Source organism: Delftia sp., from assembly GCF_059499305.1.
In genome coordinates this window covers 35,296-48,217 of record NZ_JCABYI010000025.1, presented here as the reverse complement: position 1 = coordinate 48,217, position 12,922 = coordinate 35,296, and the positions used below count along the sequence as shown (strand labels likewise).

The window sequence follows — 12,922 nt, the reverse complement described above, 5'->3', positions numbered from 1 at the left end:
CTGGTGCCAATGTGGCCAGCGCGACCTGCACGCCCAACACCTTCCCGTTTGCGGGCAATGGCAGCACTGTGCTGACGTGTACGGTGAACTTCACGGCTTCGGTCGCAGCGGGTGGCAACACCGGCTTCAATCTGCCGGCTGTGCCAACTGCTGTGGGTTCGAGCACGAACACGGCTTCCTACGATCCGTCGGGCGGCATCAGCCCCGTCAATCCGACGGCAGGGTGCACGACAGACTGCGCTTCCACACCGGTGACTCCGGTGACGCCAGGCACGCCAGCGTTGACGGTCACCAAGGCCAATCCCGGCAGCCTGGCTGTGGGCACGCCGTTCAACTACGCGTTCTCCGTGTCCAATGCGGCCAGTGCCTTTGGTCCCGCCACCAGCGTGACCATCAAGGACCTGGTGCCTGCGGGTATCAGCATCACGGGCGTGCCGAGCGGTGCGAACGTGGCCAGTGCGACCTGCACGCCCAACACCTTCCCGTTTGCGGGTAATGGCAGCGCCGTGCTGACTTGTACGGTGAGCTTCACCACGCCGGTGGCGGCCGGTGGCACCACCAGCTTCAATCTGCCGGCTGTTCCGACGGCGGTGGGCTCGAGCACGAACACGGCCTCCTACGATCCGTCGGGTGGCATCAACCCTGTCAATCCGACGGCAGGGTGCACAACAGACTGCGCGTCGACACCCACCACACCGGTCACGCCTGGTACGCCTGCGCTGACGGTCACCAAAGCCAACCCCGGTAGCTTGGCTGTGGGGACTGCGTTCAACTACGCCTTCACGGTAGCGAATGCGGCCAGTGCCTTTGGTCCCGCCACCAGCGTGACCATCAAGGACCTGGTGCCTGCGGGGATCAGCATCACGGGCGTGCCAACCGGCGCGAACGTGGCCAGCGCGACCTGCACGCCCAACACCTTCCCGTTTGCGGGTAACGGCAGCTCCGTGCTGACTTGTACAGTGAACTTCACGACCTCGGTCGCAGCCGGGGGCAGCACCAGCTTCAATCTGCCGGCTGTTCCGACGGCTGTGGGCTCGAGTACGAACACGGCTTCCTACGATCCGTCGGGCGGCATCAGCCCTGTCAATCCGACGGCTGGTTGCACGACGGATTGCGCATCGACGCCTTCCACGCCCGTCACGCCAGGCACGCCTGCGTTGACGGTCACGAAGGCCAACCCCGGCAGCCTGGCTGTGGGGACTGCGTTCAACTACGCGTTCTCCGTGTCCAACGCCGCTGGAGCGTTTGGTCCTGCCACCAGCGTGACCATCAAGGACCTGGTGCCGGCAGGCATCAGCATCACGGGCGTGCCGACCGGCGCGAACGTGGCCAGTGCGACCTGCACGCCCAACACCTTCCCGTTTGCGGGTAATGGCAGCTCCGTGTTGACGTGCACGGTGAACTTCACGGCGGCAGTGGCGGCCGGTGGCACCACCAGCTTCAACCTGCCGGCAGTGCCGACGGCGGTGGGTTCGAGCACGAACACGGCTTCCTACGATCCGTCGGGCGGCATCAGCCCCGTCAATCCGACGGCCGGTTGCACGACGGATTGCGCATCGACGCCTTCCACGCCGGTGACCCCTGGTACGCCAGCGCTGACGGTCACCAAGGCCAACCCCGGCAGCCTGGCTGTGGGGACTGCGTTCAACTACGCCTTCACGGTAGCGAATGCGGCTGGAGCCTTCGGTCCCGCCACCAGCGTGACCATCAAGGACCTGGTGCCTGCGGGTATCAGCATCACGGGCGTGCCGACCGGCGCAAACGTGGCTAGTGCGACCTGCACGCCCAACACCTTCCCGTTTGCGGGCAATGGCAGTTCCGTGCTGACGTGTACGGTGAACTTCACTGCGGCAGTGGCGGCGGGTGGCAACACCAGCTTTAACCTGCCGGCTGTGCCGACGGCTGTGGGTTCGAGCACGAACACGGCCTCCTACGATCCGTCGGGCGGCATCAGCCCGGTCAATCCGACGGCGGGTTGCACGACAGACTGCGCTTCCACGCCGGTGACTCCGGTCACGCCTGGTACGCCAGCGCTGACGGTCACCAAGGCCAACCCTGGCAGTCTGGCCGTGGGGACTGCGTTCAACTACGCGTTCTCCGTGTCCAACGCTGCCAGTGCCTTCGGTCCTGCCACCAGCGTGACCATCAAGGATCTGGTACCGGCAGGCATCAGCATCACGGGCGTGCCGACTGGTGCAAACGTGGCCAGTGCGACCTGCACGCCCAACACCTTCCCGTTTGCGGGTAATGGCAGCTCCGTGCTGACGTGTACGGTGAACTTCACGGCGGCAGTGGCAGCCGGTGGCACCACCAGCTTCAACCTGCCAGCTGTGCCGACAGCGGTGGGCTCGAGCACGAACACGGCTTCCTACGATCCGTCGGGTGGCATCAACCCGGTCAATCCGACGGCCGGTTGCACGACAGACTGCGCTTCCACACCGGTGACTCCAGTCACGCCGGGTACGCCTGCGTTGACGGTCACCAAGGCCAACCCCGGCAGCCTGGCTGTGGGGACTGCGTTCAACTACGCCTTCACGGTAGCGAATGCGGCTGGAGCCTTCGGTCCCGCCACCAGCGTGACCATCAAGGACCTGGTGCCTGCGGGTATCAGCATCACAGGAGTGCCGACCGGTGCGAACGTGGCCAGCGCGACCTGCACGCCTAATACCTTCCCCTTCATGGGCAATGGCACGGCGATCCTGTCTTGCACGGTGAACTTCACTGCGGCAGTGGCGGCCGGTGGCAGCACCAGCTTCAACTTGCCGGCTGTTCCGACGGCGGTGGGTTCGAGCACGAACACGGCTTCCTACGATCCATCGGGCGGCATCAGCCCCGTCAATCCGACGGCCGGTTGCACTGTGAACTGTGCATCGACACCAGCAACGCCGGTCACTCCCAGCACGCAGGTGCCGGTGGCTCCGACGCTGACGGTTTCGCCGACCACGGTGGGAGGTTATCCGCAGATATCCGGCACCGGCACGCCGGGCTACACGATCACGGTGAAGGATGGCTCGACGACGCTGTGTACGGCAATCGTCGCGGCCGATCAGACGTGGAGCTGCACGCCAGGCGGCGGCTTGCCGACGCCGGGTCTGCACACGATCAGCGCGACCCAGACCAACCCCGGCAATGGCAATACCGGACCTGCCACAACGACTTCGCTCAACGTGCTCGGAACGACCTTCACGGGTCCGACAGCCACCGGGGCAGGCAATGCCACGGCGACCTTGAGCGGTGGTGGCGCGGGCTGCGGGTTCGATGTGTCGCAGTCGTCCTTCGTCGCGGCTGCGGCGGGTGCGCCGGGCCAGTTGAGCTTCCCGTACGGCAATGTGCACTTCGTGGCCCGCGGCTGTACGCCCAGCAGCTCGATCACGGTCAGCGTCACCTGGCCGGGGCCGGTGACCGGCATGGCGTACTGGAAGTTCGGTCCAGCGTCCGCAGGGGCGGCGGACTCCTGGTATCAGCCTGCGGGTGCGGTGGTGTCGGGCAATACGACCTCGGTGGTGGTCACCGATGGCGGCCAGGGTGATGACGATCGCGCAGCCAATGGCGTGATCGTGGATCCCAGCGGTCCGGCGCGTGTGGGTGCGGCACCGGGTGCCCGGCCGATCCCTGCGCTCGAACCGCGCATGCTCGCCATGGCCATGCTGCTGATGCTGGCTGCAGGCCTGTGGAATCTGCGCCGCAGACGCGGTTGACACACGGTTGAAGAGGCGCTGAACCATCGCCTGCCGAACCTGTTTCGGCAGGCGATTTCCATTGGGTAGAGGCGCTGCATCCCGGCGGCTCAAGCCTGCACGAAACCCCAGGCCGCCTTGCGGGCCTATCGCGCGTGCAACACGCCGTAAATGAGAACAATTTAGAATTTCGCGCTGATGGGTGCCTTGCATCCCTGGGTCCCGGCCGACGCACAGGCGCCTGGCCCCTTCATTCCTGCACGCCTGCCTTCCATGCACCGTTCTGTCCTGATGTTCCGTTGCGCACCGTGATGGACCGCTGAACGCCGCCGCCTGCTCCCCATGACTTTCAAGAAAATCTGGTTCCAGTTGCACTGGTTCGTCGGCATTACGGCCGGCACGGTGCTCATCGTCATCGGGCTGTCGGGCGCGGTGTTCTCGTTCCATGAGGAAATCCTGGGATGGATGAATCCCGGCACTGCCTCCGTGCCCGCGCGCGATGACCCACCGCTGGCGCCGCCGCAGATTGCGCAGGCGCTGCGCGAGGCCGGCGAGCAGCGCGTGGTCCAGCGCATCACCGTCTTTGCCGAGCCCGGCCGCTCGGCCCAGGTGGCCTTCAAGCCACCGGCCGGCCAGCGCCGGGGCCAGACAGTCTTTGTCGATCCCTACACGGGCGCGCAGCTGCCTGAGCAGCACGGCACGGAGTTCTTCGAATGGGTGGAGCGCCTGCACCGCTGGCTGCTGCTGTCGCGCGATGACGGCAAGCCCATCACGGGCACGCTGGCCTGCCTGCTGCTGATGCTGTCGCTGTCGGGCCTGTACCTGCGCTGGCCGCGCCGGCCGCTGTCCTGGCGCATCTGGCTGACCTTCGACCCGGCGCTCAAGGGCCGCTCCTTCCTCTGGGGCCTGCACTCGGTGGCGGGCACCTGGGCCCTGGTGGCCTATGTGGTGTTCACCTGCACCGGCATGTACTGGGCCTTTGGCGTGGTGCGCAGCACGGTGGACGGCTGGGCCGGCGTGCCGCCGCGTGTGGCCGCTCCCGCGGCGCCGTCCTCGAAACCCGGTGGCGGCCGGCCTGAGCCGACTGGCGCGCAGCAGCCCATCGACATCGCGCCCGGCTGGGCCGCCTTCGAGCGCATCGCCCATGGCTGGCAGTTCGCCCAGTTGCGCCTGCCCGAGCGCGCGGGCCAACCCCTGCAGATCAGCTGGCTGGATGCCGATGCCGCCCATGAGCGCGCGCGCAACCAGATGGCGTTGCTGCCCGATGGCACGGTGCAGCGCGACGAGCGCTATGCCGACCTGCCCACGGGCCGCCGCGCCGTGGGCGCCATCTACCCGCTGCACATGGGCACTTATTTCGGCATGCCGGGGCGCATCTTCATGACGCTGGCCTCGCTGATCATGCCCCTGTTCGCCATCACGGGCTGGATGCTCTACCTGGACCGCCGGCGCAAGGCGCGCGCCCTGGCCAAGGAGCGCCAGGCGCTGATGGCGGACCCGCCACCGTCCGCGCCTGCAGGCCAGGACACCGTGCTGGTCGCCTTCGCCAGCCAGGCCGGCCGCGCCGAGCGCCTGGCCGTGGCCACCGTGGCTGCGTTGCGCGGCGCAGGCATGGCGGCCAGCCTGCAATCCGTGGCGGCGCTGGATGCCGAGCAACTGCGCCACCACCGGCGCGTGCTCTTCGTGGCCAGCACCTTTGGCGAAGGCGACCCGCCGGATGCCGCGCGCCGCTTTGCCCGCCTGCTGGGCGCGGCCTCGGGCTCGGCCCTGCCGCACCTGCAATACGGCCTGCTGGCGTTGGGCGATCGGCAGTACGCGGCCTTCTGCGGCTTTGGCCATGCACTGGACCACCAACTGCGCCGCCTGGGCGCACAGCCCGTGTTTCCGCTGATCGAGATGGATGGCGAGGACGCCCAGGCCTGGCATGCCTGGCAGCAGGCGCTGGCAGGGCATTTCGGCGCCGTGCTGCCCGTGTGCGATGCCCTGCCTGCGTCTTCGGCGGAACCGCTTGCCGATGCCACGGCCTTTGCCGCATGGCCGCTGCAGGCGCGCAGCCTGTGCAACGCGGGCAGCCAGGGCGCAGGGCTTTATGTGCTGGACTTGGCACCGCCCGAAGGCGTGGCCCCGCTGTGGCGGGCTGGTGCGCTGGCCGAGGTGCTGCCACGCCATGGCGCAGCCACCGTGCAGGCCTGGCTGGCCGTCCAGGAATGTGATGGTTCGGCCCCCGTGCAATGGCGCCAGCAGACCTGCACGCTGGCCGAGGCGCTGGCCGCCAGCGTGCTGCCGGCCCCGGGCGACATCGCCCCCGGCACCGCGCCCCAGGCCGTGGCCGATGCGCTGCGGCCCCTGCTGCCGCGCAGCTACTCGGTCGCCTCGCTGCCGCAGGACGGCCATGTGCGGCTGCTGGTGCGCCAGGCCCGCCATGACGGCGGCCTGGGCGTGGCGTCGGGCTGGCTGACGGCGCATGCGGCCCGGGGCACCTCCGTGGCCATGAGACTGGTGGAAAACCGCGCCTTCGAGCCGCGTGAAGAGGCAGGTGCCGAGCCCGACGCTCCGGCCATCTTCATCGGCAACGGCTCCGGCTATGCCGGCCTGCGCGGCCACCTGCTGGCGCGCATGCACGCAGGCCGCCACCGCAACTGGCTGCTGTTCGGCGAACGCCAGCGGGCCCATGACGGGTACTGCGAGGCCGAGGTCTCCGGCTGGCTGGCCGCAGGCAAGCTGCAGCGCGCCGACTTCATCTACTCCCGCGACCAGGCCCGGCGCCGCTACGTGCAGGATGCCCTGCGCGAAGCCGCCGAACCCCTGCGCGACTGGATCGCCGACGGCGCCGTGCTCTACGTCTGCGGCAGCGCCGACGGCATGGCCGCAGGCGTCGATGCCGCGCTGGCCGACATCCTGGGCGCTACCGCCGTCGAAGACCTGATCGTCGAAGGCCGTTACAGAAGAGATGTGTACTGAACGTGGTGCGCATGCTGGACGTAGCGGATAAAACCGGCGCGGCCCCAAAGCAGGGGACAGCAAGCAAGGGCCGCCCCGCAGCGAGGCTGTCGTCCCCCTCCCGCGTAGCGAGAGAGGGGGAAGGCGCGTAAGCGCCTCAGGGGGTGATGTACTTTTCCTTCCCGAGATTGAGCATCAACCGGTTCGCCCAGCCGAACAGCGCGGCCGAATGCAGCATGTCCAGGATTTCCTGGTCCGTGAGGCCGGCATCGCGCAGCGGCTGCAGCTGGGCTGCGCCAAAGCTGCCCGGTGCGCGCGTCAGGGCCAGCGAGGACTGGATGATGGCGCGTTCGCGCGCATTGGTGCCGGCCGTGTCCGGGTCGTCGAACATCTGGGCCATGACATCCTTGCGCTTGGCCAGCTGCTCGAAGCGCTGGGCGTGGACCGATGCGCAGTACACGCAGCCGTTGGAGCGCGAGACGGCCGTGGCCGCCACCTCGCGCTCGGCGCGCGACAGGCCGCCGGGCGCGTACATGATGGCGTTGAAGGCCTGCGAGCGCTCCGACAGCACGCGCGGCTGGCGGGCCAGCAGCAGGTAGAAGTCCGACGTGCGCGCCTTGGGGTGGCTCAGGTCCAGCACGGCCTGCTGCTCGGCCGTGGCCGTGGCGGGGTCGAGCACGGGCAGCCAGGACGTCCAGTCCAGCGTTTCGCTGGTGTAGCCGTTGCGGCGCAGCGGCTCGCCCGGTGGCGGCAGGTTGGCGGGGTGCACGAAGGGTGCGGCGGCGGCTTCGGCAGCCGGCGTGCTGGCCTGGCCGCCCAGCGCGACCATGGCCTGCACGCCCGCGAACAGGCGCAACTGGTAGGCGATGAAACCCACCAGCTGGGCCACCAGCACGGTGTCGTCGATGGACAGGCCGGACTCGGGCATGGCCAGCAGGGCCGCGCGGTCGCTCTCGGCCGGGTGCAGGGCCAGGGTGCGCACAAAGTGCAGGGCCGCATCCAGGCGGGCGTTGCCGGTCTGGGCGCCGGGCTGGGCCAGCACGGTGCGCAGCGCGGGCGTCAGGGCGTCGCCCAGGGACTCGGCACGCTGGCGGTATTCATCGGCCAGGGCCTGGACGCCGCTGACGCGGCATTGCTCGCTGGCCAGCACCAGGCGCTCGGCGCGCGACAGGCTGTCGGCCAGGCCGTCGCCCAGCAGCAGGTCCTCGCAGGCCTGGGTGGCGATGGCCACCTTGTCGCGCTGGCGGCGCGTGGCGAAAACGGGGGACTGGTCGGTCAGGCCGGCCAGGCGGTCGATGGTGTCGTTGGCGGTGGTCATGGGTATCTCAGGTCTTGTCTGCCAGGGCCCGCACGCGGGCTTCGGGGTCGGCGGGCGTCCATTCGCTGCCGTCGAGCTCGGGCTCGGAATAGGACTGCAGCTGGGCGTAGTGGTGTTCCAGGTCCTCGCGGTAGAACAGCGAGGCCAGGCCCTGGGCCAGCTTGCGCGCGCCGTCGCTGATGGCGGGGATATCACCCGACACCGTGCCGTGCGACAGCGCGGCCGGATAGCAAAAGCAGTGCACATGGTCCAGGCCGGGCAGGGCGCCGGGCGTCTTTTCCTGGAACTCGAACAGCGGGCCCAGGTCGGGCGAGTCCGACAGTTCCTGGTCCTCGGCACCCGCCTCGGGCACGAAGCGGTCGCTCCAGATGCGCACATGGGGCGCCAGGTCGGCGAACTCGGGGCGCTGGCGCCAGTCGATGGCAAAGCCGGTGGAGACGATCAGGAAGTCCAGCACGAACACGCCGCGCGGCGTGCTCACGCGCAGCTTGTCGCCTGCCTGCTCCACCTTCTGCACGGCGCAGCCCAGGCTGAAGTGGGCGTTGGCGTGGCGCGAGACGCGCAGCGTGCTGCCGTGCGGCGGTGGCACCTGCTGCACGTTGATGTAGTGGCGTATGCGCCATTTCCAGGCGTCGGGCAGCAGGAACTGGCCGTGCGTGAGGCCGGGCGTGCCCGAGCCCTTGGATTTGTTGATGCGCGGCAGGTCGCTGCGGCGCACCAGCAGGTCCACGCTGGCGGCGCCGTTCTCCAGCGCGGTGGCCGCGCTGTCCATGGCCGACGAGCCCGCGCCCACCACGCCCACGTGCAGGCCTGCCAGGCGGCTGTAGTCGAGCACGTCGGAGGAATGCGCCCAGCGGCTGCGGTCCACGCCCTGCATGAAGGCGGGGATCTGCGGGCCGCCCAGGCCGTCGCGGCCCGTGGCCAGCACCACGCGGCGCGCCAGCCAGGTGTGCGAGGCGCCATCGGCCGTCACATCGACCTCGACCGTGCCGTCGGCCTGCGGGCGGATGGCCGTGACCTGGTGGCCGTTGCGCACGTCGCAGCGCATCACGCGGCGGTACCAGCGCAGGTAGTCCATCCACTGCAGGCGCGGGATCTTGTCCAGCGCGGCCCAGGCTTCGCGGCCCCATTGGGCGATGAACCAGGCGCGGAAGGTCAGCGAGGGCAGGCCCAGCGCGGGGCCGGTCAGCTCCTTGGGCGAGCGCAGGGTTTCCATGCGCGCCGTCGTGGCCCAGGGGCCTTCGAAGTCCAGCGGGGCCTTGTCCAGCAAAACGGCCGCGATGCCCAACTGGGACAGCGCGGCCGACAGGGCCAGGCCGGCCTGGCCGGCGCCGATGACCAGGACATCGTGCACGGGCTGGCCGTCGCGGGTGGAGGGAGGAATCCAGGCCTTGGCAGGCCAGCCCAGGGCGACGAGGTCGTCGCGCAGGCGTTCTTCAAGGGCAGCCAGGCCCGCAGGGGCCGCGGCTGCCGGTTCGGTCAGGGACATAGACTCACCAGGAACTCACGAGGAAAGGCGCGCCAGCGGGGCAGGGCCTGCGGGCGCGCGCGGCATCAATCGATGCTGATTTTCGCGTCTTTGACCACCTGTGCCCATTTCAGGCGGTCGTTGTGCACGGTTTTCTTGAACTGCTCGGGCGTCTCTATGCGGATGGCGTTGCCCTGGGACTCGAAGCGCGCACGCACCTCGGGCAGCTCCAGCACCTCGCGCACGGCCTGGCCGAGCTTGGCCACGATGGCCGGGTCCGTGCCCTTGGGCGCGAAGATGCCGAACCAGATCGAGCTGTCGAAGCCCTTGGTGCCCGTCAGGCCGCTGGAGGCGATGGTGGGCACTTCCTTGATCACTTCCACGGGCTTGGCCGTGGTCACGCCCAGCAGGCGCACCTTGCCGCTCTTGTAGTGCGGCAGCACGGTCTGGACCTGGTTCATGATGCAGCAGGTCTCGCCGCGCAGCACCGAGGTGATGGCCTCGGGGCCGCCCTTGTAGGGTACGTGGACCATGTTCAGCCCCAGGCGCGCATTGAACTCTGCAAAGGCCATGTGCGTGCCCGCGCCGTTGCCCGTGGAGGCGTAGTTGTACTTGCCGGGGTTGGCCTTGATCTCGTCCACGAACTCCTTGAGGTTCCTGACGTTGATCACGTTGGGATTGATGGTCAGCACGTTGGACACATCGATCAGCGGCGCCACCGGCACGAAGTCGGTTTCCACGTCAAACGGCAGCTTCTTGTAAAGCGCCGCATTGCTGCCGTGCGTGGCCGCCGTGCCGAAGGCCAGCGTGTAGCCGTCCGGCTTGGCGCGCGCCACGATCTCGCTGGCGATGTTGCCGGCCGCACCCGACTTGTAGTCAATGATCAGGGGCTGGCCCAGGCGCTGGGACAGCGGCTCCTGCACGCCGCGCGCGATCACGTCCACGCCCGAGCCTGCCGGGAAGCCCAGGATCATGGTCACGGGCTGGTGCGGCCACGAAGCCGCCGAATCGGCTGCCACCGCTGCGGTGGAGCCGAGGACGGCCAGGGCCGCGGCGGCGGCGGGAATCCAGGAGCGGAAAAGCGAGGGGCGCATGGTGTGCAGGGAAATCCGGTGAATCAATTCCCATATTTTCCTGAGAACTTAATGAGCCACTTTTATATGCATATGTTGGTATGAAGCCAGTGTGGGCATGGCCGCAGCGCTCAGCAAAAAGCCCGCCGATGGGGCGGGCTTCATGCCGGGCGCAAGCGCCCCTCAATGGCGGTAGGGGTTGTTGGGGCGGCGGTCATGGCGGTCCGGCACGCCGTCGCGGTCACGGTCCCAGCGGCCGGGTGCGTAGCCCCAGCGGCCACCGTGCTGCGACCACACGGGCTGGCGGTACACATAGCCGGGGCGCGCCTTGACCCAGTGGCCGGCCACCCAGGCATGGCGGTGGCCTTGCGGGCGCCAGTAGCCCGGCGCCCACACATAGCCGCGGCGCGGTGCCGGAACGGCCTCGTAGCGCATGGGGGGCGGCGCGCCGAACTGCACAGAGATGGCGGCACCCGGCGCCGCGTAGGTCACGTTGGCCTGGGCCTGCGCGGTCCCGGCCCATCCGGCCAGGGCCACGGTCGCGGCGATCAGCGGTGTGCGAAGGGAAATCATGGCGGCTCCTTGTCCTTGGTTCATCGGGCTGGAGTCCCTGTGACGGGAATCCATGACTGCATGGTGCGAGTGCTGCGTCAAGCCCGGGTTGCCGCGACGCGAAGTCTTGCAATCTTGTGTATCGCCTTGGTGAAGCCTTGTTGCCAGGCGCTGCAGCGCAGGCTGCCGTCCTGCAGCCGCCGTCAGACAGTGCCTCTTCTCAGGGCCGTGAACGCCGTGAATTCCCAGCTGCGCATGGCCAGCACCAGGGTGTAGCCCTCGCGCTGGCCGGGCGGCAGGCGCTGGTCCTGCAGGTGCTGCTGGGAAAAATCATGGGCCAGCCGCTGTATGCGTTCCACGAAGCTGGGCGCCAGATGCCGGCCGATGGAGCCGTGCACCATCAGCATGCCCTCGCCCGGCTGGTCGAAGCCGCCGCCGAAATAGTCGAGCACGGCGTTCTCGCGGAAGTACTCCATCACCGGCCCGCGCGCGCGCCAGCGGAAGGTCTTGGCCAGGCGCAGCCGGTAGCGGTTGCCGGGGCGCAGCTCGATGATGCCGATGCGGTCCAGCTGGGCCAGGTAGCGGATGCCTTCGGCCTCGGTCATGCGGTAGGTGGCCACGATCTGCTCCAGCGTCCACTGGCTGAGCACGCAGATGGCCATCAGCAGCAGCTTGCGGTCGGCGACCACGGCGTTCTCCTGCTCCGGCGTCATCTCCTGCAGCAGCGGCTGGCTGTCGGCCACGCGGCGCGCCAGGTCGGCGAAGTCCAGGCTCAGCGCGCGGCAGATGGCATCGATGCGCGACAGCGGCATGTCGCCCTTGGCCAGCATGCGCTTGACGCTGGACTCGGCCATGCCCAGGGCGCGCGCCAGGTCGGCATAGGTCATCTGGGCGGCCTTGAGTTCCTTCTTGAGGGCGATGACAAGGTCGGCAGTGGTGCTCATGGGTAGCGATTATCGATACCCGAGGTGCTGGTTTGCGCGGCGGGTGCAGAAAAACGATGCTGGAAGGGCCGATGGCTCGCCACACTCCGCGCCACTTTCCACGAGGAGCAACACATGCCATCCACATTGATTTCACCGGCCGCCGCCCTACGCGCGCTGTACTGGGGCGCCGCCTTGCTGCTGCTGGCCGCCTTGATTGGCCCTGCAGTGCCGCAGCCCCAGGGCTTTCACGCGTTTGCCGACCAGCGCGCCTGGGGGCCGCTGCCCCATGCGCTGGATGTGCTCAGCAACCTGGGCTTTGCATGGGCCGCCGTGGCGGGCGCGCGCCTGCTGCTGGACCGGCGTAGCCAAGCGCTGGCGCCGGCCCTGCGCTGGCTGGCCGCGCTGTTCTTCACGGGGCTGGCGTGTTCGGCCATAGGCTCGTCCGTCTACCACTGGGCCCCCCACGATGCCACCCTGGCCGGCGACCGGCTGGGCATGTCCATGGCCTTTGCCGGCATGCTGGGACTGGCGCTGCAATCGCGCATTGCCGACCGCGTGGCCGTGCGCGCCGCGGTGGCCATGCTGGTCGCCGCCGTGGCCTCGGTGCTGGTCTGGCTGCATGGCGGCAACCTGCTGCCCTGGGCGCTGGTGCAGGGCGGCGGCATGCTGGCGGTGCTGGGCCTGGCCTGCGTGGCGCCGCGCCATGGCGCGCTGGCGCTGCGCCTGGGCGTGGTGATCGCCTGGTATGGCGCGGCCAAGCTGCTGGAGTGGGGCGATGCGGCCGTCTTCGAGGCCACAGCCGGGCTGGTGTCCGGCCACAGCCTCAAGCATGTGGTGGCGGCGGCCGCCGCCCTGCCCGTGATCACCGCGCTGCGTGCGGCCGGCACGGCGCGCATGGCCAGTACGGGCACAATGTGCGCCGATGCGTGCGGCCACGGCGGCGCCACCAACCGTTGAGGGAAGACAAG

Annotated in this window: 8 protein-coding genes; 3 read left to right on the top strand and 5 right to left on the bottom strand. The window is 69.0% G+C overall.

Going from position 1 to position 12,922, the window contains the following annotated elements; translation table 11 throughout:
* Nucleotides 1–281: 281 nt before the first annotated feature.
* Nucleotides 282–3,698: a beta strand repeat-containing protein gene (locus AC5I49_RS15935; RefSeq protein ID WP_495789599.1), complete on the top strand. Its 3,417-nt coding sequence runs from the start codon at nt 282–284 to the stop codon at nt 3,696–3,698.
* Between the two features lie 321 nt (nt 3,699–4,019).
* Complete coding sequence (locus AC5I49_RS15930) at nt 4,020–6,638, top strand: PepSY domain-containing protein (RefSeq protein ID WP_495789598.1); 2,619 nt, start codon at nt 4,020–4,022, stop codon at nt 6,636–6,638.
* A 136-nt stretch (nt 6,639–6,774) separates the two neighbouring features.
* On the opposite strand, the gene AC5I49_RS15925 is transcribed toward AC5I49_RS15930, so the two are convergent.
* From AC5I49_RS15925 to AC5I49_RS15905, 5 genes are all read right to left on the bottom strand, one after another.
* Nucleotides 6,775–7,935, bottom strand: coding sequence for a CMD domain-containing protein (locus AC5I49_RS15925; protein WP_495789597.1), 1,161 nt, complete (start codon nt 7,933–7,935; stop codon nt 6,775–6,777).
* 7 nt (nt 7,936–7,942) lie between these two features.
* Nucleotides 7,943–9,424: a SidA/IucD/PvdA family monooxygenase gene (locus tag AC5I49_RS15920; protein ID WP_495789596.1), complete on the bottom strand. Its 1,482-nt coding sequence runs from the start codon at nt 9,422–9,424 to the stop codon at nt 7,943–7,945.
* 65 nt (nt 9,425–9,489) lie between these two features.
* Nucleotides 9,490–10,497 (bottom strand): Bug family tripartite tricarboxylate transporter substrate binding protein, encoded by a 1,008-nt coding sequence (locus AC5I49_RS15915; RefSeq protein ID WP_017406536.1) that lies wholly within the window; start codon nt 10,495–10,497, stop codon nt 9,490–9,492.
* A gap of 162 nt (nt 10,498–10,659) precedes the next feature.
* A complete protein-coding gene (locus AC5I49_RS15910; RefSeq protein ID WP_016450353.1) occupies nt 10,660–11,049 on the bottom strand; it encodes a YXWGXW repeat-containing protein in 390 nt (129 codons plus the stop codon).
* A gap of 182 nt (nt 11,050–11,231) precedes the next feature.
* A complete protein-coding gene (locus AC5I49_RS15905; protein WP_012202467.1) occupies nt 11,232–11,972 on the bottom strand; it encodes a helix-turn-helix domain-containing protein in 741 nt (246 codons plus the stop codon).
* A 114-nt stretch (nt 11,973–12,086) separates the two neighbouring features.
* Between AC5I49_RS15905 and AC5I49_RS15900 the strand changes: the two genes are divergently transcribed.
* Nucleotides 12,087–12,911 (top strand): hypothetical protein, encoded by an 825-nt coding sequence (locus AC5I49_RS15900; protein ID WP_016454494.1) that lies wholly within the window; start codon nt 12,087–12,089, stop codon nt 12,909–12,911.
* Nucleotides 12,912–12,922: the final 11 nt, after the last annotated feature.

Bases quoted from the DNA above. Each gene is read 5' to 3' on its own strand.
- AC5I49_RS15930 (WP_495789598.1), top strand. From the start codon at position 4,020: ATGACTTTCAAGAAAATCTGGTTCCAGTTGCACTGGTTCGTCGGCATT.
- AC5I49_RS15925 (WP_495789597.1), bottom strand. From the start codon at position 7,935: ATGACCACCGCCAACGACACCATCGACCGCCTGGCCGGCCTGACCGAC.
- AC5I49_RS15920 (WP_495789596.1), bottom strand. From the start codon at position 9,424: ATGTCCCTGACCGAACCGGCAGCCGCGGCCCCTGCGGGCCTGGCTGCC.
- AC5I49_RS15915 (WP_017406536.1), bottom strand. From the start codon at position 10,497: ATGCGCCCCTCGCTTTTCCGCTCCTGGATTCCCGCCGCCGCCGCGGCC.
- AC5I49_RS15910 (WP_016450353.1), bottom strand. From the start codon at position 11,049: ATGATTTCCCTTCGCACACCGCTGATCGCCGCGACCGTGGCCCTGGCC.
- AC5I49_RS15905 (WP_012202467.1), bottom strand. From the start codon at position 11,972: ATGAGCACCACTGCCGACCTTGTCATCGCCCTCAAGAAGGAACTCAAG.
- AC5I49_RS15900 (WP_016454494.1), top strand. From the start codon at position 12,087: ATGCCATCCACATTGATTTCACCGGCCGCCGCCCTACGCGCGCTGTAC.